General features: G+C 61.0%; 30 protein-coding genes. 18 read left to right on the forward strand and 12 right to left on the reverse strand.

What is annotated here, in order from left to right; translation table 11 throughout:
• The first annotated feature begins 12 nt into the window (after positions 1-12).
• The 5 genes from ISO4_RS07035 (at position 13) to ISO4_RS07050 (ending at position 4,949) form a co-directional block, all read left to right on the forward strand.
• On the forward strand, positions 13-2,013 hold the full coding sequence (locus tag ISO4_RS07035) for an acyltransferase family protein (RefSeq protein WP_194855673.1): 2,001 nt from the start codon (positions 13-15) through the stop codon (positions 2,011-2,013).
• A 7-nt stretch (positions 2,014-2,020) separates the two neighbouring features.
• A complete protein-coding gene (locus ISO4_RS07040; protein WP_194855674.1) occupies positions 2,021-3,133 on the forward strand; it encodes a glycosyltransferase family 4 protein in 1,113 nt (370 codons plus the stop codon).
• Positions 3,134-3,144: 11 nt separating this feature from the next.
• A complete protein-coding gene (locus tag ISO4_RS07045) occupies positions 3,145-3,816 on the forward strand; it encodes a hypothetical protein (protein ID WP_228547975.1) in 672 nt (223 codons plus the stop codon).
• Positions 3,788-4,177, forward strand: coding sequence for a hypothetical protein (locus tag ISO4_RS16975; RefSeq protein ID WP_228547976.1), 390 nt, complete (start codon positions 3,788-3,790; stop codon positions 4,175-4,177). Before ISO4_RS07045 ends, ISO4_RS16975 begins: the two co-directional genes overlap by 29 nt.
• A gap of 274 nt (positions 4,178-4,451) precedes the next feature.
• The gene (locus ISO4_RS07050; RefSeq protein ID WP_194855675.1) at positions 4,452-4,949 is read left to right on the forward strand and encodes a hypothetical protein; all 498 of its coding nucleotides are present in this window, start codon (positions 4,452-4,454) and stop codon (positions 4,947-4,949) included.
• 21 nt (positions 4,950-4,970) lie between these two features.
• Here ISO4_RS07050 and ISO4_RS07055 read toward each other — a convergent pair whose 3' ends face one another.
• Entirely contained in the window at positions 4,971-5,474 is a 504-nt protein-coding gene (locus tag ISO4_RS07055; protein WP_194855676.1) for a type II toxin-antitoxin system YhaV family toxin, read from the reverse strand.
• Between the two features lie 2 nt (positions 5,475-5,476).
• Positions 5,477-5,806 carry a type II toxin-antitoxin system PrlF family antitoxin gene (locus ISO4_RS07060; protein ID WP_194855677.1) on the reverse strand — a complete coding sequence of 110 codons (330 nt, stop codon included), beginning with the start codon at positions 5,804-5,806 and terminating at the stop codon, positions 5,477-5,479.
• Positions 5,807-5,851: 45 nt separating this feature from the next.
• On the opposite strand from ISO4_RS07060, the gene ISO4_RS07065 reads away from it, so the two are divergent.
• From ISO4_RS07065 to ISO4_RS07080, 4 genes are all read left to right on the forward strand, one after another.
• Positions 5,852-7,105: an O-antigen ligase family protein gene (locus tag ISO4_RS07065; protein ID WP_194855678.1), complete on the forward strand. Its 1,254-nt coding sequence runs from the start codon at positions 5,852-5,854 to the stop codon at positions 7,103-7,105.
• Positions 7,106-7,403: 298 nt separating this feature from the next.
• Complete coding sequence (locus ISO4_RS07070; RefSeq protein WP_194855679.1) at positions 7,404-8,369, forward strand: MraY family glycosyltransferase; 966 nt, start codon at positions 7,404-7,406, stop codon at positions 8,367-8,369.
• Positions 8,370-8,543: 174 nt separating this feature from the next.
• Entirely contained in the window at positions 8,544-8,858 is a 315-nt protein-coding gene (locus ISO4_RS07075; RefSeq protein ID WP_194855680.1) for a type II toxin-antitoxin system RelE/ParE family toxin, read from the forward strand.
• Positions 8,851-9,153, forward strand: a complete 303-nt coding sequence (locus tag ISO4_RS07080) for a helix-turn-helix domain-containing protein (RefSeq protein WP_228547977.1) — start codon at positions 8,851-8,853, stop codon at positions 9,151-9,153. Before ISO4_RS07075 ends, ISO4_RS07080 begins: the two co-directional genes overlap by 8 nt.
• A 12-nt stretch (positions 9,154-9,165) precedes the next feature.
• Here the strand turns inward: ISO4_RS07080 and ISO4_RS07085 are convergent, their stop codons facing one another.
• Both ISO4_RS07085 and ISO4_RS07090 read right to left on the reverse strand, forming a co-directional pair.
• Positions 9,166-9,672 carry a GNAT family N-acetyltransferase gene (locus tag ISO4_RS07085; RefSeq protein ID WP_194855681.1) on the reverse strand — a complete coding sequence of 169 codons (507 nt, stop codon included), beginning with the start codon at positions 9,670-9,672 and terminating at the stop codon, positions 9,166-9,168.
• Positions 9,644-9,955, reverse strand: coding sequence for a type II toxin-antitoxin system TacA family antitoxin (locus ISO4_RS07090; RefSeq protein WP_194855682.1), 312 nt, complete (start codon positions 9,953-9,955; stop codon positions 9,644-9,646). Before ISO4_RS07090 ends, ISO4_RS07085 begins: the two co-directional genes overlap by 29 nt.
• 119 nt (positions 9,956-10,074) lie before the next feature.
• On the opposite strand from ISO4_RS07090, the gene ISO4_RS07095 reads away from it, so the two are divergent.
• The 4 genes from ISO4_RS07095 to ISO4_RS07105 are packed head-to-tail and all read left to right on the forward strand — an operon-like array spanning position 10,075 to position 11,759.
• Positions 10,075-10,347: a type II toxin-antitoxin system Phd/YefM family antitoxin gene (locus ISO4_RS07095; protein ID WP_194855683.1), complete on the forward strand. Its 273-nt coding sequence runs from the start codon at positions 10,075-10,077 to the stop codon at positions 10,345-10,347.
• Positions 10,348-10,349: 2 nt separating this feature from the next.
• On the forward strand, positions 10,350-10,730 hold the full coding sequence (locus ISO4_RS07100; protein ID WP_194855684.1) for a type II toxin-antitoxin system VapC family toxin: 381 nt from the start codon (positions 10,350-10,352) through the stop codon (positions 10,728-10,730).
• A 23-nt stretch (positions 10,731-10,753) separates the two neighbouring features.
• A complete protein-coding gene (locus ISO4_RS16980) occupies positions 10,754-11,035 on the forward strand; it encodes a hypothetical protein (protein WP_228547978.1) in 282 nt (93 codons plus the stop codon).
• Positions 11,028-11,759 carry a nucleotidyl transferase AbiEii/AbiGii toxin family protein gene (locus tag ISO4_RS07105; RefSeq protein ID WP_228547979.1) on the forward strand — a complete coding sequence of 244 codons (732 nt, stop codon included), beginning with the start codon at positions 11,028-11,030 and terminating at the stop codon, positions 11,757-11,759. The genes ISO4_RS16980 and ISO4_RS07105 overlap by 8 nt, the downstream gene beginning before the upstream one ends.
• Positions 11,760-11,863: 104 nt before the next feature.
• Here the strand turns inward: ISO4_RS07105 and ISO4_RS07110 are convergent, their stop codons facing one another.
• Genes ISO4_RS07110 through ISO4_RS07145 form a run of 8 tightly spaced genes read right to left on the reverse strand, consistent with a single transcriptional unit; the run spans position 11,864 to position 21,067 of the window.
• Positions 11,864-12,568, reverse strand: coding sequence for a TetR/AcrR family transcriptional regulator (locus tag ISO4_RS07110; protein WP_194855685.1), 705 nt, complete (start codon positions 12,566-12,568; stop codon positions 11,864-11,866).
• Positions 12,565-14,253 carry a long-chain-fatty-acid--CoA ligase gene (locus ISO4_RS07115; protein ID WP_194855686.1) on the reverse strand — a complete coding sequence of 563 codons (1,689 nt, stop codon included), beginning with the start codon at positions 14,251-14,253 and terminating at the stop codon, positions 12,565-12,567. Before ISO4_RS07115 ends, ISO4_RS07110 begins: the two co-directional genes overlap by 4 nt.
• Positions 14,250-15,248 carry a branched-chain amino acid ABC transporter permease gene (locus tag ISO4_RS07120; RefSeq protein WP_194855687.1) on the reverse strand — a complete coding sequence of 333 codons (999 nt, stop codon included), beginning with the start codon at positions 15,246-15,248 and terminating at the stop codon, positions 14,250-14,252. The genes ISO4_RS07115 and ISO4_RS07120 overlap by 4 nt, the downstream gene beginning before the upstream one ends.
• On the reverse strand, positions 15,245-16,126 hold the full coding sequence (locus ISO4_RS07125) for a branched-chain amino acid ABC transporter permease (RefSeq protein WP_067605397.1): 882 nt from the start codon (positions 16,124-16,126) through the stop codon (positions 15,245-15,247). Before ISO4_RS07125 ends, ISO4_RS07120 begins: the two co-directional genes overlap by 4 nt.
• Before the next feature lie 19 nt (positions 16,127-16,145).
• Positions 16,146-16,868 (reverse strand): ABC transporter ATP-binding protein, encoded by a 723-nt coding sequence (locus tag ISO4_RS07130; protein WP_194855688.1) that lies wholly within the window; start codon positions 16,866-16,868, stop codon positions 16,146-16,148.
• Positions 16,865-17,638 carry an ABC transporter ATP-binding protein gene (locus ISO4_RS07135; RefSeq protein WP_194855689.1) on the reverse strand — a complete coding sequence of 258 codons (774 nt, stop codon included), beginning with the start codon at positions 17,636-17,638 and terminating at the stop codon, positions 16,865-16,867. The genes ISO4_RS07130 and ISO4_RS07135 overlap by 4 nt, the downstream gene beginning before the upstream one ends.
• 13 nt (positions 17,639-17,651) lie before the next feature.
• Entirely contained in the window at positions 17,652-18,887 is a 1,236-nt protein-coding gene (locus tag ISO4_RS07140) for an ABC transporter substrate-binding protein (RefSeq protein ID WP_194855690.1), read from the reverse strand.
• Between the two features lie 41 nt (positions 18,888-18,928).
• The gene (locus ISO4_RS07145) at positions 18,929-21,067 is read right to left on the reverse strand and encodes an alpha/beta hydrolase fold domain-containing protein (RefSeq protein WP_194855691.1); all 2,139 of its coding nucleotides are present in this window, start codon (positions 21,065-21,067) and stop codon (positions 18,929-18,931) included.
• Positions 21,068-21,365: 298 nt separating this feature from the next.
• Here ISO4_RS07145 and ISO4_RS07150 point away from each other — a divergent pair, with 298 nt between their 5' ends.
• From ISO4_RS07150 to ISO4_RS07170, 5 genes are all read left to right on the forward strand, one after another.
• Positions 21,366-21,641: a hypothetical protein gene (locus tag ISO4_RS07150; RefSeq protein ID WP_194855692.1), complete on the forward strand. Its 276-nt coding sequence runs from the start codon at positions 21,366-21,368 to the stop codon at positions 21,639-21,641.
• The gene (locus tag ISO4_RS07155) at positions 21,634-22,215 is read left to right on the forward strand and encodes a DNA-binding protein (RefSeq protein ID WP_194855693.1); all 582 of its coding nucleotides are present in this window, start codon (positions 21,634-21,636) and stop codon (positions 22,213-22,215) included. The genes ISO4_RS07150 and ISO4_RS07155 overlap by 8 nt, the downstream gene beginning before the upstream one ends.
• A gap of 112 nt (positions 22,216-22,327) precedes the next feature.
• Positions 22,328-23,455, forward strand: coding sequence for a non-hydrolyzing UDP-N-acetylglucosamine 2-epimerase (gene wecB / locus ISO4_RS07160; protein ID WP_194855694.1), 1,128 nt, complete (start codon positions 22,328-22,330; stop codon positions 23,453-23,455).
• A gap of 39 nt (positions 23,456-23,494) precedes the next feature.
• Positions 23,495-24,148 (forward strand): type IV toxin-antitoxin system AbiEi family antitoxin domain-containing protein, encoded by a 654-nt coding sequence (locus ISO4_RS07165; RefSeq protein ID WP_194855695.1) that lies wholly within the window; start codon positions 23,495-23,497, stop codon positions 24,146-24,148.
• Positions 24,141-25,013 (forward strand): nucleotidyl transferase AbiEii/AbiGii toxin family protein, encoded by an 873-nt coding sequence (locus tag ISO4_RS07170; RefSeq protein ID WP_194855696.1) that lies wholly within the window; start codon positions 24,141-24,143, stop codon positions 25,011-25,013. Before ISO4_RS07165 ends, ISO4_RS07170 begins: the two co-directional genes overlap by 8 nt.
• The last annotated feature ends 2 nt before the right edge of the window (positions 25,014-25,015 follow it).

A 25,015-nucleotide genomic window follows, 5' to 3' on the forward strand; every position in this document is an offset into this window, starting at 1 on the left:
AAGGCCTTTTGAATGAAGTATAGACCTGAGATTGACGGGCTGCGTGCCGTGGCAGTACTCCCCGTCATCCTTTTCCACGCTGGATTTTCATGGTTTTCGGGCGGCTACGTGGGTGTGGACGTTTTTTTTGTTATCAGTGGATACCTTATTACCTCAATATTGGTTGATGAGATGGAGAATGGGAGTTTTTCCATTCGTCGATTTTATGAGCGTCGCGCAAGGCGTATTCTACCAGCACTTTTCTTCGTGGCTTTGTGCAGTGTTCCATTTGCATGGATGTGGATGCTGCCGTCGCAGTTTAAAGATTTTTCACAATCATTGGTGGCAATAAGTTTATTTTCTTCAAATATTCTTTTCTGGCGAGAGTCGGGCTACTTTGCCCCTGCGGCTGAAGAAAATCCGATGCTTCATACGTGGACTCTCGCTGTCGAAGAGCAGTTTTATATCTTGTTTCCTATTCTGCTTTTAATGCTTTGGCGTTTTGGTCGAGACCCCATTTTTTATATTATCATCTTCATTTCAGCTGTTAGCTTGCTTTTTTCGGAATACGGTTGGCGCCATCATCCTACTGCGAATTTTTATCTTTTGCCTACGCGCGCTTGGGAGCTCGGTGTCGGTGCGGCTTGCGCTTTCTTGCTGCACAATAAAAATCCGACGAACAACTCTTTTTTGTCTTACATCGGTTTGGTGATGATATGCTCATCGATTTTTTTGTATGACGAGACTATACCTTTTCCTTCGTTATATACGTTGGTGCCGGTTCTGGGTGTGGCATTGATAATATTGTTCTCCTCCACTCAAAGTTTTGTGACAAAAGTCCTTTCAATGCGGCTTTTAGTGGGAATTGGTTTGATTAGCTTTAGCGCATATCTTTGGCATCAGCCGATGTTTGCGTTCGCACGAATAAGAGCGCTGGAGCCGCCTTCGTTGGGATTAATGTTTATCCTGTCTCTTGCCTCCCTGGCCTTGGCGTATTTGACGTGGCGGTTTATTGAAGTTCCTTTTCGGAAAAGGAAAGGTGGACCTGTCGGGCAGTCAATTAATAAGGTGTTTTCAGTTGCGGCGCTCACGTCGTTTTGTTTTATCGCATTTGGCTTGTATGGCCATTTTAAAAATGGGCTTCCGTGGAGAGAATCACCCGCGGGTGAGCCTTTTTCATATTTTGAAATCGATGGATTATTGGCAGCAAATAACGGTTTGAGTCCAAAATGCGAAGGAGGTTTCGATTCGACGGGCAGCTGTGCCACAGGCGATGAGCCGGAAGTTATGATCTGGGGTGACAGTTACGCCATGCATCTTGCTGATGCCATCCTGGCCAGCGAAGGTCTCGGCAAGGCGCACATTGTACAGTTTACGAAATCAGTATGCGCCCCCATCTATGAGATAGCACTTACCAATCAAAATTATGCTCCAAATTGGTCTAATGGGTGCGTTGAATTTAATGAAAGAGTGAAAGAATGGCTTTCTAATAACAAGAGCATTAAATACGTGGTGATGTCATCACCGATGGGAATAATCTATAGCGATATCTATTATAACGGTGAGGTCGTCGGTGTTGCCCCATCTTTGGTGTTAAAGAAAATGAATGAAACGGCGTCGCATATCCGCTCTCTGGGTAAAATGCCTGTTTTTGTATCGCCTCCGCCAAGAACCGGTCATGATCTTTCACAATGTACTACCCGATCACAAATAATGGGCGTCGAGAGAGATTGTTCTTTCGCTACTAATAGTATATCTGAAGACCATAAGAAAGTCATGGCGTTTTTGAATGATGAGGCTTTGTCGGTTCCCGTAATTGATCTGTCCAGATATTTCTGTGAGCGCGACAAATGCAAAACTTCTTCAAATGGTATCCCGTTTTATCGAGATAAAGGTCACTTGTCGAAGCCAGGCTCTTCGCTGATCGGATCTCAGTTTGACCTTTTTTCTGATATAAAAAGAGCGGCGCATGCGAAAATGTTTAGTCCAAAGGGCGAGACTGACGTCAGCCAGATCGAATTGGGTCATTGGTGAGCTTTGGATGCAGCCCACTGTTCTCGTCTCCAACACGGCATGGTACCTCTACAACTTCCGGCGCGGCACTATTGCTGCGCTGGTGGCGACAGGACGACCGATTGTCGCCATGGCGCCGCCGGATCGCTACGCGACCAAGCTGGTGGAGGAGCTGGGTGTTACGTTTGTGCCGCTGCGGCTGGAGGGTAAGGGCACCCGTTTGGTGGGCGAGGCGCGCAGTGTGCTCCACCTGTTTGGGGCTTTGCGGCGTTTGCGGCCTGCGTTCGTGTTCAATTTTACCGTTAAGGCCAATATCTACTCCGGGTTGGCGTGTCGTCTGCTTGGTATTCCGTACGCTAACAATGTTTCCGGTCTGGGGACGGCTTTTATTCACGACTCCTGGTTGTATCGCCGGGTGCGGTCGCTGTACGGCTTTGTGAACCGTGGGGCGCGCTGCGTGTTCTTTCAGAACCAGGAAGATATGGCGCTGTTTCGTGATCGCGGCCTTTTGAAGGATAAGCCTACGGTGCTGTTGCCAGGCTCAGGGATGGATACCGCCCGGTTTGCCTTTCAGGCGCTGCCGGCGGGTGGCGACTTCACCTTTGTGATGGTGGCCCGCTTGATTGCGGACAAGGGCGTGCGTGAATACGTGGCGGCGGCGGAGCGCGTTGCGCGTACCCATCCGGGCACCCGTTTTGTGTTGATCGGCCCCCAGGGGGTGAGCAATAGTAGCGCCATTGATGACGCCGAGGTCGCCGAATGGCGGCGCACTGGCGTGGTGGACTACGTGGGTGAACAGGACGATGTGCGCCCCTGGCTGGCGAAGAGCCATGTGCTGGTGCTGCCTTCCTATCGGGAGGGTATGCCGCGGACGGTGCTTGAGGCCGCCTCCATGGGCCGGCCGGCCATCGTTACGGACGTGCCCGGTTGCCGCCAGGCGGTGGTGGACGGCGAGACCGGCTGGCTGTGTCAGGTGCGGGATGCGGAATCTCTGGCTTCTTGCATGACCGCCTGCCTAGATATGAGTTATGACCAGTTGGCGGAGGCGGGCAGGGCGGCGCGCCGCCGTATTGAGAATGAATTTGACGAACGTATCGTGATCCAGGCGGCGCTGGATTGTCTTGATCGTGCCGTCCCGTAGTCGAGTTTTAGATGTTCGAGTCATTGTTTGACCGTATTGCCAACGAAGGCACCTCGGAGCTGTTCTTCCTGCTCACCGGCTCTGTGATCCTGCTTTTTATCCAGCAGGTGTATCTCGGTACACGCCGCGCCTTGTTCCGCAGAAAGGTGCGCTCCGAAATCTCGGCTTACCGTCAGCGTAAGGACGCCATTAACGTGGTGGACCTGGCCACCGGTGATCCCGAGTTCGCCAAGCGGAATATATTCTCCAGGGATGTTTCCCACTTCGGCGAGAAGCAGTGTCTCTATATCGATATGCCCGCCCGCCTGAAGGCCGCTCTCAGGGAGAAGGAAAAGCAGAGGGGCTATATGGACTCTCAATGTACAGAGTTCCACGAAGATCGTTCCTTCGACGATGGCCGGACGTTCGAGGATCTCGCCGAAATGACGGGGATCGCCGCGCTGCCTGAGCTCATCGACAAGCATCGCACCCTCGTCGGCGAGAAGTTCGTAAGCAATGCGGACGGCATGATTTTCAACGGCAAGAAGTATGGTGTGTATAACCTGCGCTTCACCCGCTTTGGTGAGGAGGAAAGCCCCGGCGTCGAGGTGGATCTGTTCGAGACGGACTATTTCACCCATAAGGTATTCCGGTCGCTCCCTCTACCACATCACCATGAACGAGGGGCTCTCCAGGACCGATAAGGACCCCTTCGGAAAGGTCGACATCGAGCTGTGTTTCAAGCGTGGTTTGCTGGAAGAGCTGGGCATTGACGAGAATATCTACCAGCTTTCGGTGAAATCGGCCTTTTATGACTTCTTCCTGGAGAAGAACAACTTCGAGATCGGTGTTTCCTCGGTTTTTGAGCTTGAGCTCGATTTTGAGAAAGATATCGCTCCGTTGATCGCCAGAGACAAGCAGCTGGAGGTCGACTCGTTCTTATCGCTGCCTATGAGGCCGAAGGACATCAACACCTTCGTCAGGGATCATGATTTCGTGCCGCACGGGCTCTACGTCTTCGAGCGGGTGTTGCTAAGAAAAGGCGTGCAGTTGCGTCAACGATGAGTCGTTTCCCTTAAGCCGGCATAGGCGCCCTGGCCAGGCCGCAGAAATAGCGGTTGGGCGAAGATAGCCCCACCCGTTAACGACGACATCGCTGGCGTTGGCCTACCGGCGGCTGTACTCTTCTGGGGCCTGTCTGGGCCGCCTTCCTGACCAAAATAATTATTTATAATCAACGAGTTATAGGTTTCGTCCTGTGCGGCAGTCTCGTTGCGCCAGCTGATGCGGGGATGTTATAATCCGATCAATTATTAGCCACTGGCACTACGGTTGTATCATGACTTCGCTGAAGATTTGGAGTGAAACGACACCGCGCCGATACATCAGCGGTATCGTGGCACTGAACCTGCCTACCTCGCCGGATTCCGGTGACTGGCACACTGTGGAGATGCTGAGTGCGCTCAATCGTGGCGCGCCTATTCCTCTGCGTTTGGCCGGTGAGAACACCGAGTTTGACGGGTTCGGTTACTTCGGTAGCGAAGGTGTGATTGAGGCTTCCGAGGTTATCAAGCATTTGGGTGAAACCGTACAGGGGCCGGTGCATGTGGCCACACATCCCCGCGCCATTGCAGATATGCTGATGTTCCGCCTTCCGGGGGGGGCGTCCGCTCTAGCCCATTTAGACCTGGACGCCTGGCTTCCCGAGGGCGGAAAAGCGAGCGTCGCGCGCTTGCTCTGGAAAGCTCGCAGGGGGCTTTCCAATGAACAAGTGATTCTGTTGGAGCGCTTGTTAGGTCGAAGACTGAGCAAGGGAGGCGTTGACGAGGCCGCGTGAGCAAGGATCTGCTTGAGGCCGCTACTCATCGTTGAGTCGCTCTAAGGTGCGCTGGAAGGCGCCTGCGTCCTTGCGCGCTTGCTCATAAAGTTGGTCCCAGTCGTCCGGTGGATGTCCGCTTTCCAGCATCTTTTCGAAGGTCGTGTAGGCGTCGGTGCGGCTGCCATAAGCCCGCTTATGGTGCTCGTCGTTGACCCACGCGTAGATGATCACTTTGGCTTCCGAGTGGAAGCGGAAGAATAGCCGGTACTGCTGAAAGAACTTCGCCCGGAACCAGAACTTCCGTCCGTCGCCGAGTGTGTCCCCTTGCCGGTATTTCGGATCGGCGGGATCCTGTGGAATGTCCGTGAGCGCCAGCTTCAGGATCGCCGCCAGACGTTTACTGGCGTTCTTCTTTTTGTAGGTGCCTGGGTCTTTGGCTTTGTGCCTCTCGACTTTTTCAGTCAGCTCAAGCACTTCATCCAGAAACAGCGGGTGGGCGAAGATAGCCCACCCGTTAACGACGATACCGCTGGCTTGTGGCACACCTACTCATCCTCGTCAGGAAGTGGGGCGTCGAGATCGACATCAATGTCGCCTACCAGACTCTGAATGCGGTGAACCAGACGTTCATCGATTGCCTGGATCCGCTCCGGATGACGTTGCAGGTCGTCCGCGAGGAAGTTCAGGAAGCCGTCGAGAACCGGGTCCGGCTGTTCCTGCTCTGCACGGGACAGCACTACTTCGCCGTTCGGGCGGACGGTATAGCGGATTTTGGCCCGCTTGGTCAGGTTGAGTGTCCGGCGTACCGCTTCCGGGACGGTGGTCTGGTAGCGGTCGGTGACGGTGGATTCGGCGGTCAGTACGGTGTCCGTCATGGGAACCTCCAATGAGGTTAAATAATATACGGTATAGTAATGCGAATGCATTGTAGGTTCAAGAGCCACAAAAGTGATCCCTTGAACTCCCTGGCTTTGGCCGGCTTTTTGGCCGGCCTGGTCATTCTGCCGCTCGGCTATGCCGCCTTCGCTGCTTTAATTGTGGTGCTGGCTCTACCAGGGGCTTTGCTTCCCCGTCGTGATTCTCGGTTGTGTCCAGAGGACCGCTGGTTCCTGCTGGCGTTGCTGCTGTTCGGGCTGCACCTGGTGCTGGATGCCTGGCGTGGTGGGGCGCCGGTGGGGCATCAGACGGCCTCGACGCTGCCCTGGTGGCCGCTGGCGGCGGCGTTGGTGCTCGTGGGCTGGCGGCGGTTGCCGCCGGCGGGCGTGGCGCTGTGGTGGGGCGCGGCGTTCGGTGCGTTGGCGGCCTGCGGCATTGTGCTGGTGCGTTGGCTGGCACTTGGCGTGGACCGCGTTCACGTGCCGGGCATTAACGCTATTCCGTTTGGCAATCTCTCGCTGGTGCTGGGTGTGCTCTCCCTGGTGTGGGCCTTGCGGCTTTCGCAAATGCCGCTGCTGTTTGGGGTGGCGGCGCTGGCCGGTCTGGTAGTCTCTCTGTTGTCCGGGACGCGGGGCGGCTGGGTGACGCTGCCTGTGGTGGCCTTGGTTCTGCTGCTTTGTCAGGGCGAGGAGATTCGGCGCCTCTGGTTGGCGCGGCCGCTGCGGACGCGGCTTCTGGCTGTCGCCGGGGTGGTGCTGGTTGCCGCTTTCGCGGTGTGGCAGGCGCTGCCGCGCGCCGTGGCCCTGGTTGAGGATCTGCGTGGCTACCTGCATCAGGGTGTCACTCGCACCTCGGTGGGCTTGCGTCTGGATATGTGGCACGCCGCCTGGACGTTGTTTCTTCAGAAGCCGCTGCTGGGCTGGGGGGAGGGCGCCATGATGCCGGAGCTCAGGCGCTTGATCGCCGCCGGCGAGCTCAATGAGCAGGCTCGCTACTTCGGCTTTCAGCTGCACAGCGATGTGCTGGATACGCTGGCGCGCCGTGGTTTGCTGGGCCTGATCACGTTGCTATTGATGTACGCGGTACCGCTCGCCGGCTTTGTACGCCGCCTTAGATGCGCGGATGTTGACGTGCGGACGTTTGCGTTGGCGGGCACGCTGGTGGTGCTGATGTTCGCGGGGTTCGGGCTGACGCAGAGCCAGTTCCGCGACGAGCGGAGTTTCGCGGCTTACCTGGTTTTGGTGGTGACTTGTTGGGTGTTGATGCGGCCCAAGCCGATCGACCCACTAAAAAGTTGAGTCACTATGATCAGCCTCTCAAGACCCCGTAATTCCTTGTTCTTAGAAGGTTTGAGCAACTTATACTGATTAAATCTGTATTTTGTTCACGTTTTTATTTTTGTAATATTGACAAATGTAAAATAAGATAGGAGGCCGCAGCGCTGCCTTGCTGTTAAGCCTATAGTTCTTTTCTCGCTTGTTTGAGGTTATCGGCATGGATGTCGTTTTATTTGTTCATTTTCCGGCCGTTCTGGCCAGTGTTTGCCTTGCCATACGCTATTTGTTCCCCGTTGCCCGTCGTTACCGCTTCGTGGACATGCCCGATACGCGTAAGCGCCACCGGCGCCCGACGCCGCTGATCGGCGGTTTCGCGGTGCTGATCGGCCTGTTCGTGGCGCTGTCCGTGAGCGGTCTGCTCGCGGAACCCCTCTGGCTGATCTTCTTCGCGGCGGCGTTGACGCTCACCGTGCTCGGCTCGGTGGACGATGTGCTGGATATCAGCCCGCGCCTGCGCTTCGTATTGCAGGGCCTGGTGGTGACGGCGGCGCTGTTCGGCGCCGATCTGGCGATCGAGCAGCTGGGCCTGCTGCTGGGCACCGAGACGCTCTACCTGGGCTTCGCGCTGGGGCTGGGCTTCACGGTGGTGTGCGCGCTGGCGTCGATCAACGCCTACAACATGATCGACGGCATCGACGGCCTGGCCGGCTCGGTGACGGCGGCCACCTTGCTGGGCGTGATGGTCTTGTCGCTGCTCAGCGGGGCGACGGAGCTCGCTCTGGTGGCCGGCTCCCTGGCACTGGCACTGCTGGCGTTCCTGGCCTTTAATCTTGAGCTGCCGTTTTTCCGGGGCCGCAAGATTTTTCTGGGCGACGGCGGCAGTACCTTCCTGGGCTTTCTGGTGCTGTGGTTGCTGGTGGTGGCTTCGCAGAAGGACATCAGCTTCCGGCCGATCACCGCGGTGTGGCTGGTGGGCCTGCCGATCGTGGACATGCTCACCGTGTTCGCGCGCCGTGCCTTCGCCGGTAAGTCGCCGTTCAGCGCCGACCGCACCCATATCCATCATTTGCTGATGGAGAGCGGCATGTCCGCCCGGCAGACGCTGCTGGTGCTGCTCGGCTTTCACGCCAGCCTGGTGGCCTTCGGTGTGGCCGGCGAAATGCTTTACTGGTCGGATATGACGATGACACTTGGTGCCATCGGCGCCGGCGCTCTCTACGGCGCCGCCAATATCTCCCTCACCTCCCGGCAGCAGAAAGCCGCCGCCTCCCCTCAGCAGCAGTAACTCTCCTGGCCGCCGCCTGCTAGGCGGCGGTACCCAGCATCCGACGAATCAGAATACGGACCTGCTCGAGCGCCTGTGCCGGCGTCATCGATCCGTTGGGGTCGTCCAGTAGGCTATGCGGTCGCACTGGCGGGCTTCTATTGATAATCTACGTCAAAGACGTATGCTGTCCGGATGTACACGGTAGTTGAGACACCAACATTCGCAAAGGATGCGGACAGGCTTTGGACCCACGACGAGCGCGCTGAGTTTTGTGTTTGGATAGCCGCGCACCCCGGAGCCGGTCAGGTGATACCGGGCAGCGGTGGTTGTCGTAAGATTCGCTGGAGCAAGGCGCAAAGCGGGAAGCGTGGGGGCGTTCGCGTGATTTATTTCACACGGCTTCCCGAGGGGCAGATCTGGTTATTGGTTATCTATGCCAAGAACGTGATGGTGAATATCCCAGCCCATTTGCTAAAAGCGATCCGCCAGGAGTTGGAAGATGGGTAAAATGAAAGAAGACATTACGGGTGAAGAGCTAGGAGAAAAGTTACTTCATGCCGTGCGCGAAATGAAAGCAGGTTATGCCGCCAGGACCACCGAGGTCAGTACCAATGAAGTGGCTTCGGCTCGCCTGCGTACCGGGCTTTCCCAGGCACAATTCGCTCGTGCTTTGAAGATTTCTCCACGAACATTACAAGAATGGGAGCAGGGTCGGCGTAGACCCTCCGGAGCTGCCCAAGCTCTTATTCAAATCGCCTTTCGTCATCCGGAAGTGATTGTGGAGTCGCTGAGCGAGTCTTAGGGCTGGTGCCTGCTACGCGCCCATAAGCGAGATGCAATCTTTAATGGGTAGGAAAAGCTGGAGCCCGTTTTCTTCGATCCTGATGAATTCGTATTTCTCGTAGAACGCGGCGGCCTGTTGATCCTTGGCATCCACCACCAAACCACCGATGGCGGTGAAGGTTCGGGAGATGGTCGCCGCGTCGTCGATGGCGGAGAGTAACGCCACCTCACCAAACCCCTGGCCCTGAACACTCCGGTGCGTGGCTAGCCGCGCCATTCTCAGAAAGGGAACCGGGTGCGGGTAGTTCTTCCAGGCGGTGACGCCTGGCGGGGGCGCGATCTCGCAGGGCGCGGTCGAGTAGAAAGCCAGAATGCGCTCCGGCTGGTCGGTATCGACCAACACCGTTGTGCGCACCAGGTGTCGTTCGTCCTGCCGTCGTGCGGTCTTCTGAATAAAGGTGTTGAGTTCCGCGACCCCGCAGTCGAAGCCGGCCCGGTCGTGTTTCTTGCTAAGTGGCTGCTTTCGGATCCGAGTCATGCACCACGTCCTTGTAGTGTTGTGCGGCCCGCTTCAGGCGGGGCAGTTCGCGAGCCGGCTGGTCCAGGGCCGTCATCATGTTCTCGAAGGCGCCGCGGCTTGCACTGATCCGTGTGGCTCGCTCGGTGACCTCGGCGGCGCGCTCCAGGGCAGCGTCCAGCAGGAACTGCGAGACCGTGGAGCCTTGCAGCTCCGCCGCTTCCGCAATCCGTTGGTGGATCTCGGGCTTGGCGCGTGCCACCAGCCGCTTCTCTTTTTCATGGTCTGTCGCTGCTGTCGTCATGCGACACCTCTTCGTTTGAATATGGTGCCAATATGGCACCGCCTTGGGTGAAAATCAATCTCGCCCTGGACTCGGGCCTGCAATTTGTTACACTCCGAAGTGTAACAAGGAGAATTCCCATGGAAGCCACTACCAAAGACCTACGCCTGCACACCCGCACGCTGATTGCGGCCACCGACCGTGGGGAAGAGGTCATCATCACCTACCGGGGGAAGCCCCGTGCCCGCCTAATGCCCCTGGGCGGCGCTAATGAGGTGCGTGAGAGTGAGCCGGTTCCTTACGGGGATACATCCGGAGAGGCGGCATCGAATCCCCTGTTCGGGCTTTGGCGTGATCAGGACGAGCCGGTTGATGACTATGTGCGCCGACTCCGCCAGCCCCGGGAGTTTTGATCGTGCTGGTGGATACGGATGTCCTGATCTGGAACTTGCGTGGCGACCCGGCGGCGGCCGAAGCGCTGGACAGTGCGCCGGGCTTCTGGCTGTCTGCGGTGACCTACATGGAGCTTCTGCAGGGGCTGAGAGACACCCGCGAGCTGCGGCTGCTGCGTCGGTCTCTGCGGTATTGGGATGCCCGGGTTCTGCATGTCAATGAAGAAATCTCCGCCCGTGCCATGTTCTTGGTGGAGGAGTACGCGCTCAGCCACAACATGCGGATGGCGGATGCCTTGATTGCCGCCGGCGCCCAGTACGCCGGCTTACCCCTCTTTACCGCCAACGACCGTCATTACCGCCATATAGACGGCCTGGACCTGCGAATCTTCCGCCCGTCCTAGCCGCCGCGAACGGTGGTAATTGAATGTCGAGACATGCTTCCGGTAAGCTAGAAACCGTTGAAATGAGTGGGTTGAGAGAAATGCATCAGCGCAATGATTACCATATTCCGGAACAGCTGCCGTTTTTGACGGCGGTATGTTGGGATTTGGCTGATGTGCACGCTCTGACCATTGACGAGATGCTTAACCGCTACGAGCGCGGCTGGGACTATCGCGGTACTTTGGCCGATCTGGAAGGCCAGGAAAAAGTGTTCGTGCGTGAGTTGGCTATCGCCAAGGGCTCCTGGCTCCAAGTTGATGTTTAAGTACGAGCATCACAACAAGATCCACCGTATTCTCAACTCGCTGGATACCGTTTTATTTCGCGATATCGGTGCCCACTTTGGTGGTGGTACCTGGATTTCCCTGCTCCATGGCGAATATCGTTGGAGCAAGGACGTCGATTTTCTTTGTCCGATCGGGGCGGGTTACAAGCGACTACGCCAAATAACCGCGGCTTCCGATCCCGCCGTTTTGTTTTCCCAAACTTCCTCTTTCACTTTTCCCAGATCGCTGACCGCCAATCAGTATGGCGTTCGTTTCTTGGTAATAGTTGATGATACGCCTATCAAATTTGAAATCGTGGCGGAGGCCAGGATCGCGTTAGCGGCACCTGAATACCCCACGTGGTTGGACGTTCCCTGCTTGGCTAAAGTGGATCGCCAAGCCGAGAAGCTGCTTGCCAACGCGGATCGTTGGGCCGATCCAAGCATCGAGTCACGGGACCTGATCGATCTTGCGGTGTTGAGGCTGCATGAAGGTAAGTCAGACGAAGCCATGTGCAAGGCTGAAGCGGCTTATCCCGTGAGGGAGCCGCTTCGGAAGGCGCTGGTGAAATTTCAGGGGTCCGAAGAGTATCGCGACAAGTGCTTTTCCGCGCTTCAGATAGCAGACCGTGCCATGGTCATTGATGGTGTTGATTTGCTGGCGGCTGATTGTGGTTTGGAGGGGACTCGTCGATCCCACTATGAGTTCCGTCGGGAGTTTTAGCGGCTTGCCGGGAGCTTCGCTCCCTTTCGCGGGCGAGGCCCGCTCCCACACAAAGCCCGCTCCCACAAAAGCCCGTTCCCACAAAGCCCGTTCCCACACAGGGCTCAGGCGGCGGTGCCCAGCATCCGACGAATCAGGATACTGACCTGCTCAAGCGCCTGTTCGGGGGTCATCTGGCCCTTGGGGTTGTACCAGTAGGCCATGCGGTCGCACTGGCTGAGCAGGGCCAGGGTGACCACCTTGGGGCTGACCGGGGCGTCGTCGGCGACGTAGTCGCGCACCAGGTCCTGGACGGTGTGGCGGTAGCCGGCCATGCGGCCGCTGAAGTGCCGGGCGGTGTCCTCGGGCAGGAACATGCGCGCGAATTGCGGATCGATCAGGCGGTCGTTGGCGCGGGCGATCAGCCGGTGGCGCATCTTGTAGCCGGCGTGCCGGTGGACGATTTCGAACAGCCGTTGCTCGCGGGGCACGTCGTCGATGCCTTCGAGGATGTAGCTGAAGAAATCGGTCATGCCCAGTTCGATGGCCTCGACCAGCAGTTGCTCCTTGGAGGCGTAGTAGTTGTAGAGGGTGGGGGCCTTGAGGCCCACCCAGCCGGCCAGGGTGCGCATGTTGAGGTTTTCGTAGCCGCGTTCCGCGAACAGGGCGATGGCGGCCACCAGGATGCGGCTTTGCATGGTGCCGCCGTCGGCCCGTTCGCTGACTTCCCGCAGGTCTTTCTCGATGTTCTCGCCGAGGTAGCGCGGTGTCGCCTGGTCGGCCGGCAGACGGGCGCCGTTGCGGGTGCGCCGTATTTTCGGTTCGCTCATAGGTCCTGTACTTCCCGCCACATGATCTTGCCGCTGCCGTTCTTGGGCAGGGCGTCCACGAAGTCGACGATTTTCGGCACTTTATACGCGGCCATATTTTCGCGGCACCATTCTATCAGGGTCTCGGCGTCCAGGCCCGGGTGAGAGGCGCGGCGCACCACCACGGCGCGTACGGTTTCGCCCCGGTAGGCGTCCTGGCTGCCGACCACGCAGGCTTCCTGGATGCCCGGGTGGCGGAACAGCAGGTTTTCCACTTCCGCGGGCCACACCTTGAAGCCGGAGGCGTTGATCATGCGTTTGATGCGGTCGGTGATGTAGAAGTAGCCCTCGCCGTCGCGCCGCCCCAGATCCCCGGTGAGGAAGTACTTACGGCCGCCGATGTAGACGAAGCTTTTGGCGGTGGCTTCGTCGTTGTTCCAGTAGCCCTGGAACACCTGCGGGCCGTGGATGGCGATTTCGCCGGGCTGGTTGTCGGCGCACTCTTCGCGGGTGTCCGGGTCCAGCACTTTCACGTCGGTGCTCATGAATGGAATACCCAGGCACTGAAGCTTCGGCCGGTGGCAGGGGTTCATATGGGTGGGGCCGGAGGTTTCGGTGAGGCCGTAGCCTTCCACGAAGTTCAGCCCGTAGGTGTCCCTGAGGCGTTCGGCCACGGCTTCCGGCATGGCCGCGCCGCCGCCGCCGATGAACGCCAGCCGCGACAGGTCGTAGCGTTCCAGATCCGGTGAGGCGAGCAGGTCCACCACCATGGTGGGGATGCACAGCCAGTGGCTGATGCCTTCTTTTTCGATCAGGTGGCTGGCCAGGTCGCGCTGCCAGCGCGGCAGGATCACCAGGGTGCCGCCGCCGAAGATCGTGCCGTGCATCACGCACACCAGTCCGGTGATGTGGAACAGCGGCAGCACCGCCAGCATCACGCTTTCCGGGTCGCCGTTGATCCAGTGCCAGCTGGCCACGGCGTTGTGCATGATCGAACCGTGGTGGTGCACGCAGCCCTTGGGCGCGCCGGTGGTGCCGCTGGTGTAGGGCAGCAGGCAGGGCGTGTCCGGGTCGCCGATCAGCACCGGCGGCGGCAGGGTGGTGGCCAGCGCCTCCAGCCAGGGGGTGACGGGCGTGTGTCCGTCCAGGGGCAGGTTGCAGGTGTAGAGCCAGTCGTTCCACTCTTCGGGCACCGGCAGGTCCTGGCTGGCGCCGCGGTCGAAGGCGTCGGCGTAGCGGGTCACCAGCAGCCGCTGCAGTTGCTCGTCGCGGGGCAGCGCGTTGTTGGCGTCGGTGAGTTCGCGGGCCAGCTCCGCGGAACAGATCGCCGCCTTGGCGCCGGCGTTGTGGATGTAGTGGCCCAGCTCGGAGGCTTTGTTCATCGGGTTGATCGGCACCACCACCGCGTTGGCGCGCATGATGGCGTAGTGGGCGATCACCAACTGCGGGCAGTTCTGCATCATCACCAGCACCCGGTCGCCGGGGCGCACGCCGGCGCCGCTGAGCCAGGCCGCCAGGGTTTCGCACTGGCACAGCAGCTCGCGGTAGCTGAGCGCGCGGTCGAAGAAGCGGATCGCGATTTTTTCCGGATAGCGCCGCGCGCTGGTGACCAGGTTGTCCCACAGGGTGGTGCGCGGCGGCCGCAGGCTTTTGGACAGCCGCGGCGGCCAGTGATGGTGAAACGCGTCGGGGGTATGGGTGGTCATGATTGAGACTCCGGTGCCGGGTTGGGGGTGCGGACACGGCGGCGCAGGGCGTCGAGCTCGCCCATGATGCCGCGCCGGAAAGCGAGCACGCAGATCACGAACACGATGCCCATGATCATCATCACCGACTCGCCGAGGGTGGCGAACCAGCCGATGCCGGTGACGCCGGCGAGCAGCGCGCCCAGCTCGCCGATCTTGTTCTCCAGGGTGACCAGCACCACGGCGCCGACCACCGGGCCGGACAGGGTGCCCAGGCCGCCCACCAGGGTCATCAGCAGGGCGTGGCCGGAGGTCATCCAGTGCACGTCGGAGAGCGTCACGAAGCCCAAGCCAATGGCCTTGAGCGCGCCCGCCAGGCCGGTGAGCGCGGCGGACAGGGTGAACACCAGCAGCTTGTAGCGGTCCGGGTGGTAGCCCAGCGATACCGCGCGCGGCTCGTTGTCCTTGATCGCGGTGAGCGCCTGGCCGAACGGCGAGCGCACCACCCGGGCGATGAACAGGAACGCCGCCACGCCGATGGTCAGGGTGGTGTAGTACATGACGCGGTCGTTGTGCAGATCGATGAAGCCGAACAGCATGCCCCGGTCGATGCCCTGCAGGCCGTCCTCGCCGCCGGTCTGCGGAATCTGTACGCACAGGAAATAGACCAGCTGCGCCAGCGCCAGGGTGATCATGGTGAAGTAGATGCCGGAGCGGCGGATCGACACATAGCCCATCACCAGCCCCATCAGCGCGCCCACCGACAGGCCGGCGAGCAGCGCCAGTTCCGGCGACAGCGCCCAGGCCTTGATGCCGTAGCCGGCCACATAGCCGCCGACGCCGAGAAAGGCGGCGTGGCCCAGGGACGCCAGGCCGGTGTAGCCGAGCAGCAAATGAAACGCGCAGGCGAACAGCGCGTAGCAGAGAATCTTGGTGCCGAGCACCGGGTAGAGCCCCATCCAGGGGGCGGCCACCAGGGCCAGCAGCAGGAAGCCGTAGCACATCGGGCGAGTCATTCCACACCTCCAAACAGGCCGTTGGGCCGCACCAGCAGCACCAGCACCATGACCAGGAACATCACCATGGAAGAGGCTTCCGGGTAGTACACCTTGGTGAGCGCTTCCACCAGGCCCAGCCCGATGCCGGTGACCACGGTGCCGGCGATGGAGCCCATGCCGCCGATCACCACCACCGCGAACACGATCACGATCATGGTCTGGCCGGTGAGCGCGGAGACCTGCATGATCGGCGCGGCCAGCACCCCGGCGAACGCCGCCAGGGCGACGCCGAAGCCGAAGGTCAGGCTGACCAGCACCGGCACGTTGATGCCGAAGGCTTCCACCAGCTTGGGGTTCTCGGTGGCGGCGCGCAGGTAGGCGCCCAGGCGGGTGCGCTCGATGGTGTACCAGGTGGCGGCGCACACCAGCAGCGAGGCGACGATCACCCACAGCCGGTAGTTGGGGATCATCAGAAAGCCCAGGTCGGTGACGCCGGAGATCGGCGCCGGGCCGTAGGGCTTGCCGGACACGCCGTAAACGGAGCGCACCGCGCCTTCGATGATCAGCGTCAGGCCCAGGGTCAGCAGCAGGCCGTACAAATAGTCGAGCTTGTAGATGCGTTTCAGAAACAAACGCTCCAGCACGATGCCGAACACGCCCACCACCAGCGGCGCCAGGAACAGCATCACCCAGTAGTTGAGCTCGAAGTAATAGAGGCCGGCCCAGCTGAGCAGCGCGCCCAGCATGAACATGGCGCCGTGGGTGAAGTTGATCACGTGCAGCATGCCGAAGATGACCGCCAGCCCCAGGCTCAGGACCGCGTAGAAGCAGCCGTTCACCAGGCCGATCATCAGTTGCGCCATGAGTGCCTGCACCGGCACACCGAATATATCCATAGCCTTCCCTTTATTGTTTTCAGACGCTGAGCATGCGCGCCACTTCGTCGGCGTTGTCGTCCAGTTGGTCCGGGGTCAGGGTGTCGATGATGCGGCCGCTCTCCATGAACAGCAGCCGGTCCGACAGCGCCGCCGAAAAATGAAAATTCTGCTCCACCAGCAGGATGGTGTAGCCGCGCCGGCGCAGCTCCTGGATCGCCTGGCCGAGGGTGTCGACGATCACCGGCGCCAGCCCTTCGGAGATTTCATCCAGCAACAGCAGCCGCGCGCCGGTGCGCAGAATGCGCGCCAGGGCGAGCATCTGCTGTTCGCCGCCGGACAGCGCCATGCCCGGGCTGTGCTTGCGCTCTTCCAGGTTGGGGAACAGCCGGTAGACCTCATTCAGCGAGAGCCCCGCTTCGCTGCCCTTGAACAGCGGCGGCAGCAGCAGGTTTTCCTCGCAGCTGAGGCTGGCGAAAATCCCCCGCTCTTCCGGGCAGTAGCCGACGCCGAGCCGGGCGATGCGGTGCGTGCTCGTGCCGATTACTTCCTCGTCGAACACCCGTATTGACCCGCTGCGCCGGCCGGTGAGGCCGAGCAGGGCGCGTAGCGTGGTGGTGCGCCCGGCGCCGTTGCGGCCCAGCAGGGTGACCACCTCGCCGTGCTGAACGTCGAAGTTCACGCCCTGCAGCACGTGGGATTCGCCGTACCAGGCGTGCAGATCACGCACCGCCAGGGCCGCTGTTTGCGTTGCGGTGTTCATGCCACGCTCTCCTTGCCGTGCCCGGGGGCGGTGCCCATGTAGGCCTCCATCACCCGGGGGTTGGTGGACACCTCCTGGTAGCCGCCGCTGGCGATCAGCCGGCCGCGCTGCAGCACCGACAGGGTGTCGGCGATGGACGCCACCACCTTCATGTTGTGCTCCACCATCAGCACGGTGCGGCCGACGGCCACCTGCTGGATCAGCGCGGTGACCCGGTCCACGTCCTCGTAGCCCATGCCCTGGGTGGGTTCGTCCAGCAGCATCAGCACCGGGTCCATGGCCAGGGTGGTGGCCAGCTCCAGGGCCCGCTTGTGGCCGTAGGGCAGGCTACCGGCGGCGTGCGAGGCGACGCCGGTGAGCCCCACGGACTCCAGCAGCGCCATGGCACGGTCGTTGAGCCGGTTGAGCACCCGGTCGCTTTTCCAGAAGTGAAACGACATACCCAGCTCGCGCTGCAGCGCCAGCCGCACGTTGTCGAGCACGCTCAGGCTGGCGAACACCGCGGAGATCTGAAACGAGCGCACCATGCCGCGCCGCGCCACCTCGCGGGGCGGCAGTGCGCACACTGACCGCCCGTTGAAGTGGATCTCGCCGGCGCTGGGCTCGGTGAAGCGGGTGAGCAGGTTGAACAGCGTGGTCTTGCCGGCCCCGTTTGGGCCGATCAGGGCGTGGATGTGCCCCTTTTTTACGGACAGATCCACGTTGTCGACGGCGGTGAAGCCCTTGAAGCGTTTGCTCAACCGCCGGGTGCCCAGTACCTCGTCCGTCATGTCTGTCCCCTTTTTAACCGGTCACCAGAGGGCAGCGTGACTCGGAGAGCGGCTGGTAGGCTTTTTCCGCCGGCACGGTTTCGCGCAGCTTGTAGTAGTCCCACTCGCCGTCGGACTCTTTCGGGCTTTTCACTTCGTAGAGATAGACGTCGTGGACCATCTGGCCGTCCGGGCGGATGCGGCCGTTCTTGGCGAACAGGTCGTTGATCTCCTGCTCGTGCAAGTGGGCCAGCACCGCGTCGGCGTCGTCGGTGCCCAGCTCCTGGGCGGCGCTCAGGTAGTTGGTGACCGCCGAGTAGGTGGCGGCGTTGAGCATGTTGGGTATCTTGCCGGTCTTTTCCTTGAAGCGTTTGCTCCACTCGCGTGCCGCGTCGTCCTGATCCCAGTAGAACCCTTCCACCAGCAGCATGCCCTGGGTGACTTCCAGGCCCAGTGCGTGCACGTCGGTCATGCTGGCGGCCAGGCCGACGATTTTCTGCGACTGGTTGATGCCGAACTCGTTGGCCACGCGCACTGCGTTGTGCAGGTCGCCGCCGGCGTTGGCGATGCCGATCACGTCGGCGCCGGAGCTCTGCGCCTGCAGCATGAAGGAGGCGAAGTCGGAGGCGCCCATGGGGTGGTGCAGGGAGCCGAGCACTTCACCGCCGGCGTTTTCCACCGCCTTGGTGGCGTCGTATTCGATGGATTTGCCGAGCGCGTAGTCCACCGTCACGAAGTACCAGCTGTCGTGGCCCTGTTCGGTGATGGTGCGGCCCAGGCTGTTGGCCAGGGAGTAGGTGTCCCAGGCGTAGAGGATGGTGTTGGGCGAGCACTGCTCGTTGTTGATGGTGGTGGAGCCGGCGCCGGTGACCATCAGCACGCGGTCCTTGTCGCGGGTCACTTCGGACACCGCCAGGGCCACCGCGGAGTTGATCACGTCGGTGATCATGTCCACGCCTTCGGTGTCGTACCACTCGCGGGCGCGGCTGGCGGCCACGTCGGTTTTGTTCTGGTGGTCGGCGGTGACCACCTCCACCTTGAAGCCGGGTTTCTGCTCGGCGACGAAGTCGTCCGCCGCCATGCGCGCGGCGGTGACGGCGCCTTCGCCGCTCAGGTCGGAGAAGATGCCGGACATGTCCGCCAGCACGCCGATTTTCACGGTGTCGCCGGAGATGCCCTTGGCGTTTGGTTTGGCACCGTCGGCGGCGCCGGCCACCCCGCTGGCGAGCAGGGCGATGGCGAAGAGGCTGGTTGTTATTGGCTTATGCATGATGCGTCCTCGTTTTGTTGTTGTGGTTCTGATCGTTTGGTTCAGCCGGTGACGCGGCGCGCCCAGCGGCTGATTTCATTGAGGGTCTCAGTGGTCTCCGGCAGGAACGGGAACAGGGTGTAGACGTGCACCGAGTCCTTCACCGGCACCATGGTCACGTCCACGTCCGCTTCCCGGGCGCGTTCCAGCAGGCGGCTGCTGTCGCTGTAAAGGGACTCGCCCTCCACCGCGGACAGGAACAGCGGCGGCAGGCCCTTGAGGTCGCCGAACAGCGGTGACACCAGCGGGTCGCGGGGCTCGTGCTCCTGGAAGTAGGAGGCCGCCATGAACGCCAGGGTGTCGCGGTTGGCCGCCGGGTCCTGGCCGGCGAACTCCTTGATGCTGGCGCCGGACAGGGTGAGATCGGCGAACGGGCAGATGGCGATGATGCCGGCGGGCTGTTTGTCACCGGCCATCTTCAGGGTGAGCGCCAGGGCCAGCGCCAGGCCGGAGCCGGAGGACTCGCCGCTAAGCAGAATCCGCGACGGGGCCACGCCGCTGTTGACCAACCCGCGGTAGGCGTCCACCGCGTCGTCGAGCGCCGCCGGGTAGGGGTTTTCCGGGGCCAGCCGGTAGTCCACGGTAACGCAGTCGCCGCCCACCGCCTTGGCCAACCGGCCGGCGTATTCCACCGACCCCTTGGCGGAGCCGAGCATGTAGCCGCCGCCGTGGAAGTGCAGCACGGTGGTGCGGTTGTCGGCGGCGGTGGCGCCGGCGGCGCGCACGCGCAGCGCTTCCACGCCGCCCAGCTCGGCGTTCTCCACGGACAGGTCGTCCGGGGCCGGGAAGTGGGTGGTCAGGAAGCGGTCGTAGCCTTCGCGCATGCCGTCGTGGCCGCGCGCCACGTCCTCGGCGGTGAACGCGGACTTCCACATATCGAAAGCGCGCTGGCTTTCGGGGCGTTCCATCTTTTTGTCTTCGCGGGTGGCGGACAGGCCCTGCACTTCACCGGCCGGACGCTTCACCTCTTCCAGCACGTTGTAATCCCAGACGAACGCCCAGGTGGCCTCGGTCATCGGGTCGATGTGCTGCATGCCTTTCCAGCGCCCGTTGCGCGCCTTGATGCGCTCCGGCTCGGACTCGTGCACCAGCTTGACCATGGCGCGGGCGCCGGACTGAACCCGGGTGGTGCGCGGGCGGCGGCGCTGCTCGTACTCTTCCAGCGCGGTTTCCAGATTGTCTTCGCCGTAGTGCTCCAGCATGGTCGCCAGCACCCAGGCGTCCTCGATGCCCTGGCAGGCGCCCTGGGCCAGGAACGGCACCATCGGGTGGGCGGCGTCGCCCATCAGCGTCACGCGGCGGTCGGTCCAGCGGTCGATGGGGTCGCGGTAGAACATGCCGGTGAGGAACGCGGTGTCGATCTGATCCATCATCGCCTGGGCGCGCGGCTCCAGGTCGGCGAAGGAGGCGCGCAGCTCGTCGATGTCGCCGCTCTCGGTCCAGGACTCGCGGTGCACCTCGCCGGAGGGCACCGAGGCGAGAATGCTGTACAGGTTCTTGGGGCGGATCCAGTAGGTGATCAGGGTGCGGCCGGGGCCGAACCAGTAGTTGCCGCGCTCATCCAGATCGATGCCTTCCAGCTTCTCGGCGGGAATCAGCGCCCGCCACATCAGGATGTTGGAGAAGTGCACGTCGTCCTCGCCGAACAACTGCTTGCGGATCACCGAGTGGATGCCGTCGGCGGCGATCAGCACATGGCCGTGCAGGTCGTCGCCGTCTTCCACATGCACGGTGACGCCCTTGTCATCCTGGGTGAAGCCGGTGCAGTGCACCCCGAGCCGCACCGACTCGGAGGGCAGGGCGTCGGCGAGAATCTCGATCAGGTCGGCGCGGTGGATGTTGTACAGCGGCGCGCCCCAGCGCTGCGCGCCTTCCTCGCCCAGCGGCGACACGTACAGCAGCTTGCCGTTGCGGATATCACGCATGTCGAACGACTTCGGGATCACCGACTTGGCCGCCACGGCCTGCTCCAGGCCGAGCTCGCGCAGCACCACCGAGCCGTTGCTGGCGATCTGGATGCCGGCGCCGATCTCGGAAAGCTGCGGGGCCTGCTCAATGATGGTCGCGTCGATGCCCTTGTGGCGAAGCGCGATGGCGGCGGTCAGGCCGGCGATGCCGGCGCCCACGATCAAAACGTGCATGGTTGCTCTCCCTTGTTATTCTGTTTTGTGGGTACGAACGAATGTTCGTACGTAGTAACCGGCAGTGTTCCCCAACCGTGAAAGCTCTGTCAACACTTTTGCTTTGTGGCGGTTCTGGTGGGAGCGGGCCCCGCCCGCGAAAGGGAGCGAAGCTCCCGGCAATCTCCTACATTCACAATCGCCCCTGACCGACAGACCGGACGGCACGGCTTTGCCATAGTCAGTCTTTCGTACCCGCCAAAAAACTGTTGTCATTTGACAACAATAAACTTCTATGGGACGCTTCCAAGGACATGCAATGGCACGGAAAAAACACCCGAAAGCAATTATCGAGCGGGCGATTCAGTACGCGGAAAAGCACGGTTGGCAGGTGAAGGCCTCAGGGAAAAGCGCCCATGCCTGGGGCATTCTGCAATGCCCGAACAACGACCCGGCTTGTCGATGTGGGCGTTTCTGCCGCAACAGCATTTGGTCGACACCTCGAAATGAAGAGGGGCACGCCAAAAGCATCAGGCGATGGGTCGATAACTGCGAATTCGGCCTGCGATACGTGGGAGATTTGGACGATGAATGAATACGTATTTCAGTTGTACTACCAGCTCCCGGAAAGCGAACCTGATCCGGAAGCTTGGCTTGATGCCCTGTTCGAAGCCGGTTGCGATGACGCGCTTGTCGGGGTCGCTGTTGCCGGCCATACGGCGCTCGATTTTACCCGGCAAGCTCAGGGCCCGCTGGCGGCGCTACGTTCCGCGATTGACGATGTGGAGCGTGCGATTCCCAATGGACGGCTGGTCTGTGTCGGACCTGACTTGCTGAATCTTTCCGAGCTTTCAGCATTACTGTCTGAACGTCTCTCGAAAGTCAGTCGTCAGGCGATGAGGAAATACGCGACCGGCGATGTGCGTAGGATCAAAACCCGCTTTCCTTCCGCACGGGTATCCGGTTCAACACCGTTATGGCACCTCGATGAGGTTATCAAGTGGATGAGACACAACGGCAAATTCGAACCGGAAATGGCCGAAAGCGCGGACGCGCTCATCGAACTTTCGGCCGCGATCAGGACACTTAATGCTCTCGACGAGTATGCGGCCAGCCGTGCCGCTTATCCGGACCTGGCTGAACAGGCGCTCGACCTGGCCCGGTCCTGAAGGTAGGGGCGAGTCCCGCGCCTACAATTACACCGCGATTAATGAGAAAATAGCCGGCTTTCGGGCGCGTGGCCCCAAATGACTGGCGAAAAGGCGTTTTTGTGAGCAGACAGTGTTGAGCGGAAAGCGGATTCTCAGTGTCTTCGGCACCCGCCCGGAGGCCATCAAAATGGCGCCAGTGGTGAAAGCCCTGGGCGCCGACCCCCGCTTCGACAGCCGGGTGTGCGTGACCGCCCAGCACCGCGAGATGCTGGATCAGGTGCTGGCGCTGTTCGAGATCACGCCGGACCACGATCTGGATATCATGGCGCCGGGCCAGGATCTCTACGACATCACCACCCGCATTCTGCTCGGCCTGCGCGACGTGATCCGCGCCGAGAAGCCGGATATGATCCTGGTGCACGGCGACACCACCACCACGCTGGCGGCCTCGCTGGCCGCCTTCTACGAGAAGGTGCCGGTGGGCCATGTGGAAGCGGGGCTGCGCACCGGCAACCTGCTTTCCCCCTGGCCGGAAGAGGCCAACCGCAAGCTCACCGGGGTGCTCGCCGCCGCCCACTTCGCGCCCACCGCCAGCGCCCGCGACGCCTTGCTGGCCGAGGGCGTGGACGAAGCCCGCATTCTCACCACCGGCAACACCGTGATCGACGCATTGCTGTGGGTGCGGGAGCGCATCGACGGCGACGCCGCGTTGCGCGATGAGCTGGCGGGGCGCTTCCCCTACGGTCTGGAACGGCCCATGGTGCTGATCACCGGCCACCGCCGGGAGAGCTTCGGCGGCGGATTCGAGCGCATCTGCCAGGCGGTGTCGCGGCTTGCCGAGGCGCACCCGGGCACCGACTTCGTCTACCCGGTGCACCTCAACCCGAACGTGCAGGAGCCGGTGAACCGGCTGCTCAGCGGCCGGCCCAACGTGCACCTGATCGAGCCCCAGGACTACCTGCCGTTCGTCTGGCTGATGAGCAACGCCACGCTGATCCTCACCGACTCCGGCGGCATCCAGGAAGAGGCGCCGTCGCTGGGCAAGCCGGTGCTGGTGATGCGCGACACCACCGAACGCCCGGACGCGGTGGACGCCGGCACGGTGAAGCTGGTGGGCACCGGCGCCGACGCCATCCATGATGAAGCCCTCCGCCTGCTTACCGATCAGGCCGCGTGGGACGCCATGAGCCGCGCCCACAACCCCTACGGCGACGGCCGGGCCTCCCAGCGTATCGCCGACTACCTGGCCGGCAATTAGTGTTGGATACTTTCAAAAAATGAAAGTATCCTACATTTTATGGAGACATTGACCCGGACTCTGATCGATCAAGGACTGACGGAGCAGGTGCTGACCGAGAAGCAGCTGGCCCGCTTGCTTCGGGGTACCGATCAACGGCGCTACAACCTGGTGAACCGCGCATTGCACGCCCAGGAACTGTGGCGGCTGCGTCGTGGGCGCTATTTGTTGTCCCCGGTGGTGTCGGGCTACCGGCCGCACCCTTTCGTGATTGTTCAGTCTCTTCATCCGGGGGCCTATGTGTCGTTCGAGGCCGCGCTGTCGCATCACGGCTGGATTCCTGAATCAACGCCTTTGGTTCAGGCGGTCACGCCGGGGCGGCGCCGGGATTTGGTTACTGTCACCGGGGTTGGAGAGTTCCGTTTCTATCCGTTGGCGTTGAATCCTGGCGGTTTTTTGCGCGGTGTTGAACGCTCTGTCTTGTCCGGCCATCCGGCACTAGTGGCCAGGCCGTTGCGCGCGTTACTGGATTTGCTCTGCTTGCGTAAGGAAGAGTGGCCGGGAGAAACCGCCCTTCTTCAGGGCCTGCGCATTGATGAGCAGGCCTGGAAGTCGGTGGACGTTTCAGAAATGGACGCATTGCGGGCGGTGTATAAACATCGCCGCATGCAGCGTTTGATCGACGCTCTACAAAAGGATTTGGCCGATGATTGATCTGTTGCGTCAGCGCCTGGAGCGCTACGCGTGCACGGATGCTCTTCAGGAGGAGCACGCCCTAAAGGAGATTCTTCAGGAAGTCGCGCTGTATGGCTTATGGCGGGCGAATTTCTATGAAGTGGCGGCGTTCCAGGGTGGCAGCAGTCTGCGAATACTGCATGGTTTGCCGCGCTTTTCGGAGGATCTGGATTTTATTCTTATCGAGCCCGACAAGGATTTCCAGTGGCAGCCGTATTGTGATGAGCTTCAAGAGGTTTTGCTTGAGTTTGGTGTCCGAGCGGAGCTTTCCGACCGGGGAAAGATGGACCGCGCCGTTCAGCAGGCGATGCTCAAGGACGACTCCATCGGTCGACAGCTGGACCTCTCTTTCATGCAAACCGATTCCGGAAGAAAGCTACGGGTTAAACTGGAAATCGATACCCGGCCCCCGGCAGGCAGTGGTTTTGAATCCCATTACCTGGATTTCCCTCTCGATTTCGAGGTGCGCAGCCAGGACCTGGCCAGTAACTTCGCGTTGAAAATCCACGCCCTGCTTTGCCGGGACTACCTGAAGGGGCGGGACTGGTTCGACTTCAATTGGTATATCAAGCAAGGTGTGGCGCCGAATTTGAGCCACCTGCAGGCCGCGCTGCGACAGACCGGTCCATGGCAGGGGGCGGATCCGGTGGTCGATGCGGCCTGGTTGGACGCGGCACTGACGGAAGCCGTGAACGCCATCAACTGGCGACAGGCGGCGGACGACGTCGCCCCTTTTCTGTCGGCAGTGGAACGTCATGGCCTTGCCCTATGGAAGGCGCCGTTTTTCTTGGATAAGGTTCGCAAACTCGGCGCTTTGCTTTCCACCCCCGCGACTAGGAATTAGTA

Origin of the sequence: Alloalcanivorax venustensis ISO4, from assembly GCF_015356855.1 — a bacterium.
Taxonomy (GTDB): domain Bacteria; phylum Pseudomonadota; class Gammaproteobacteria; order Pseudomonadales; family Alcanivoracaceae; genus Alloalcanivorax; species Alloalcanivorax venustensis.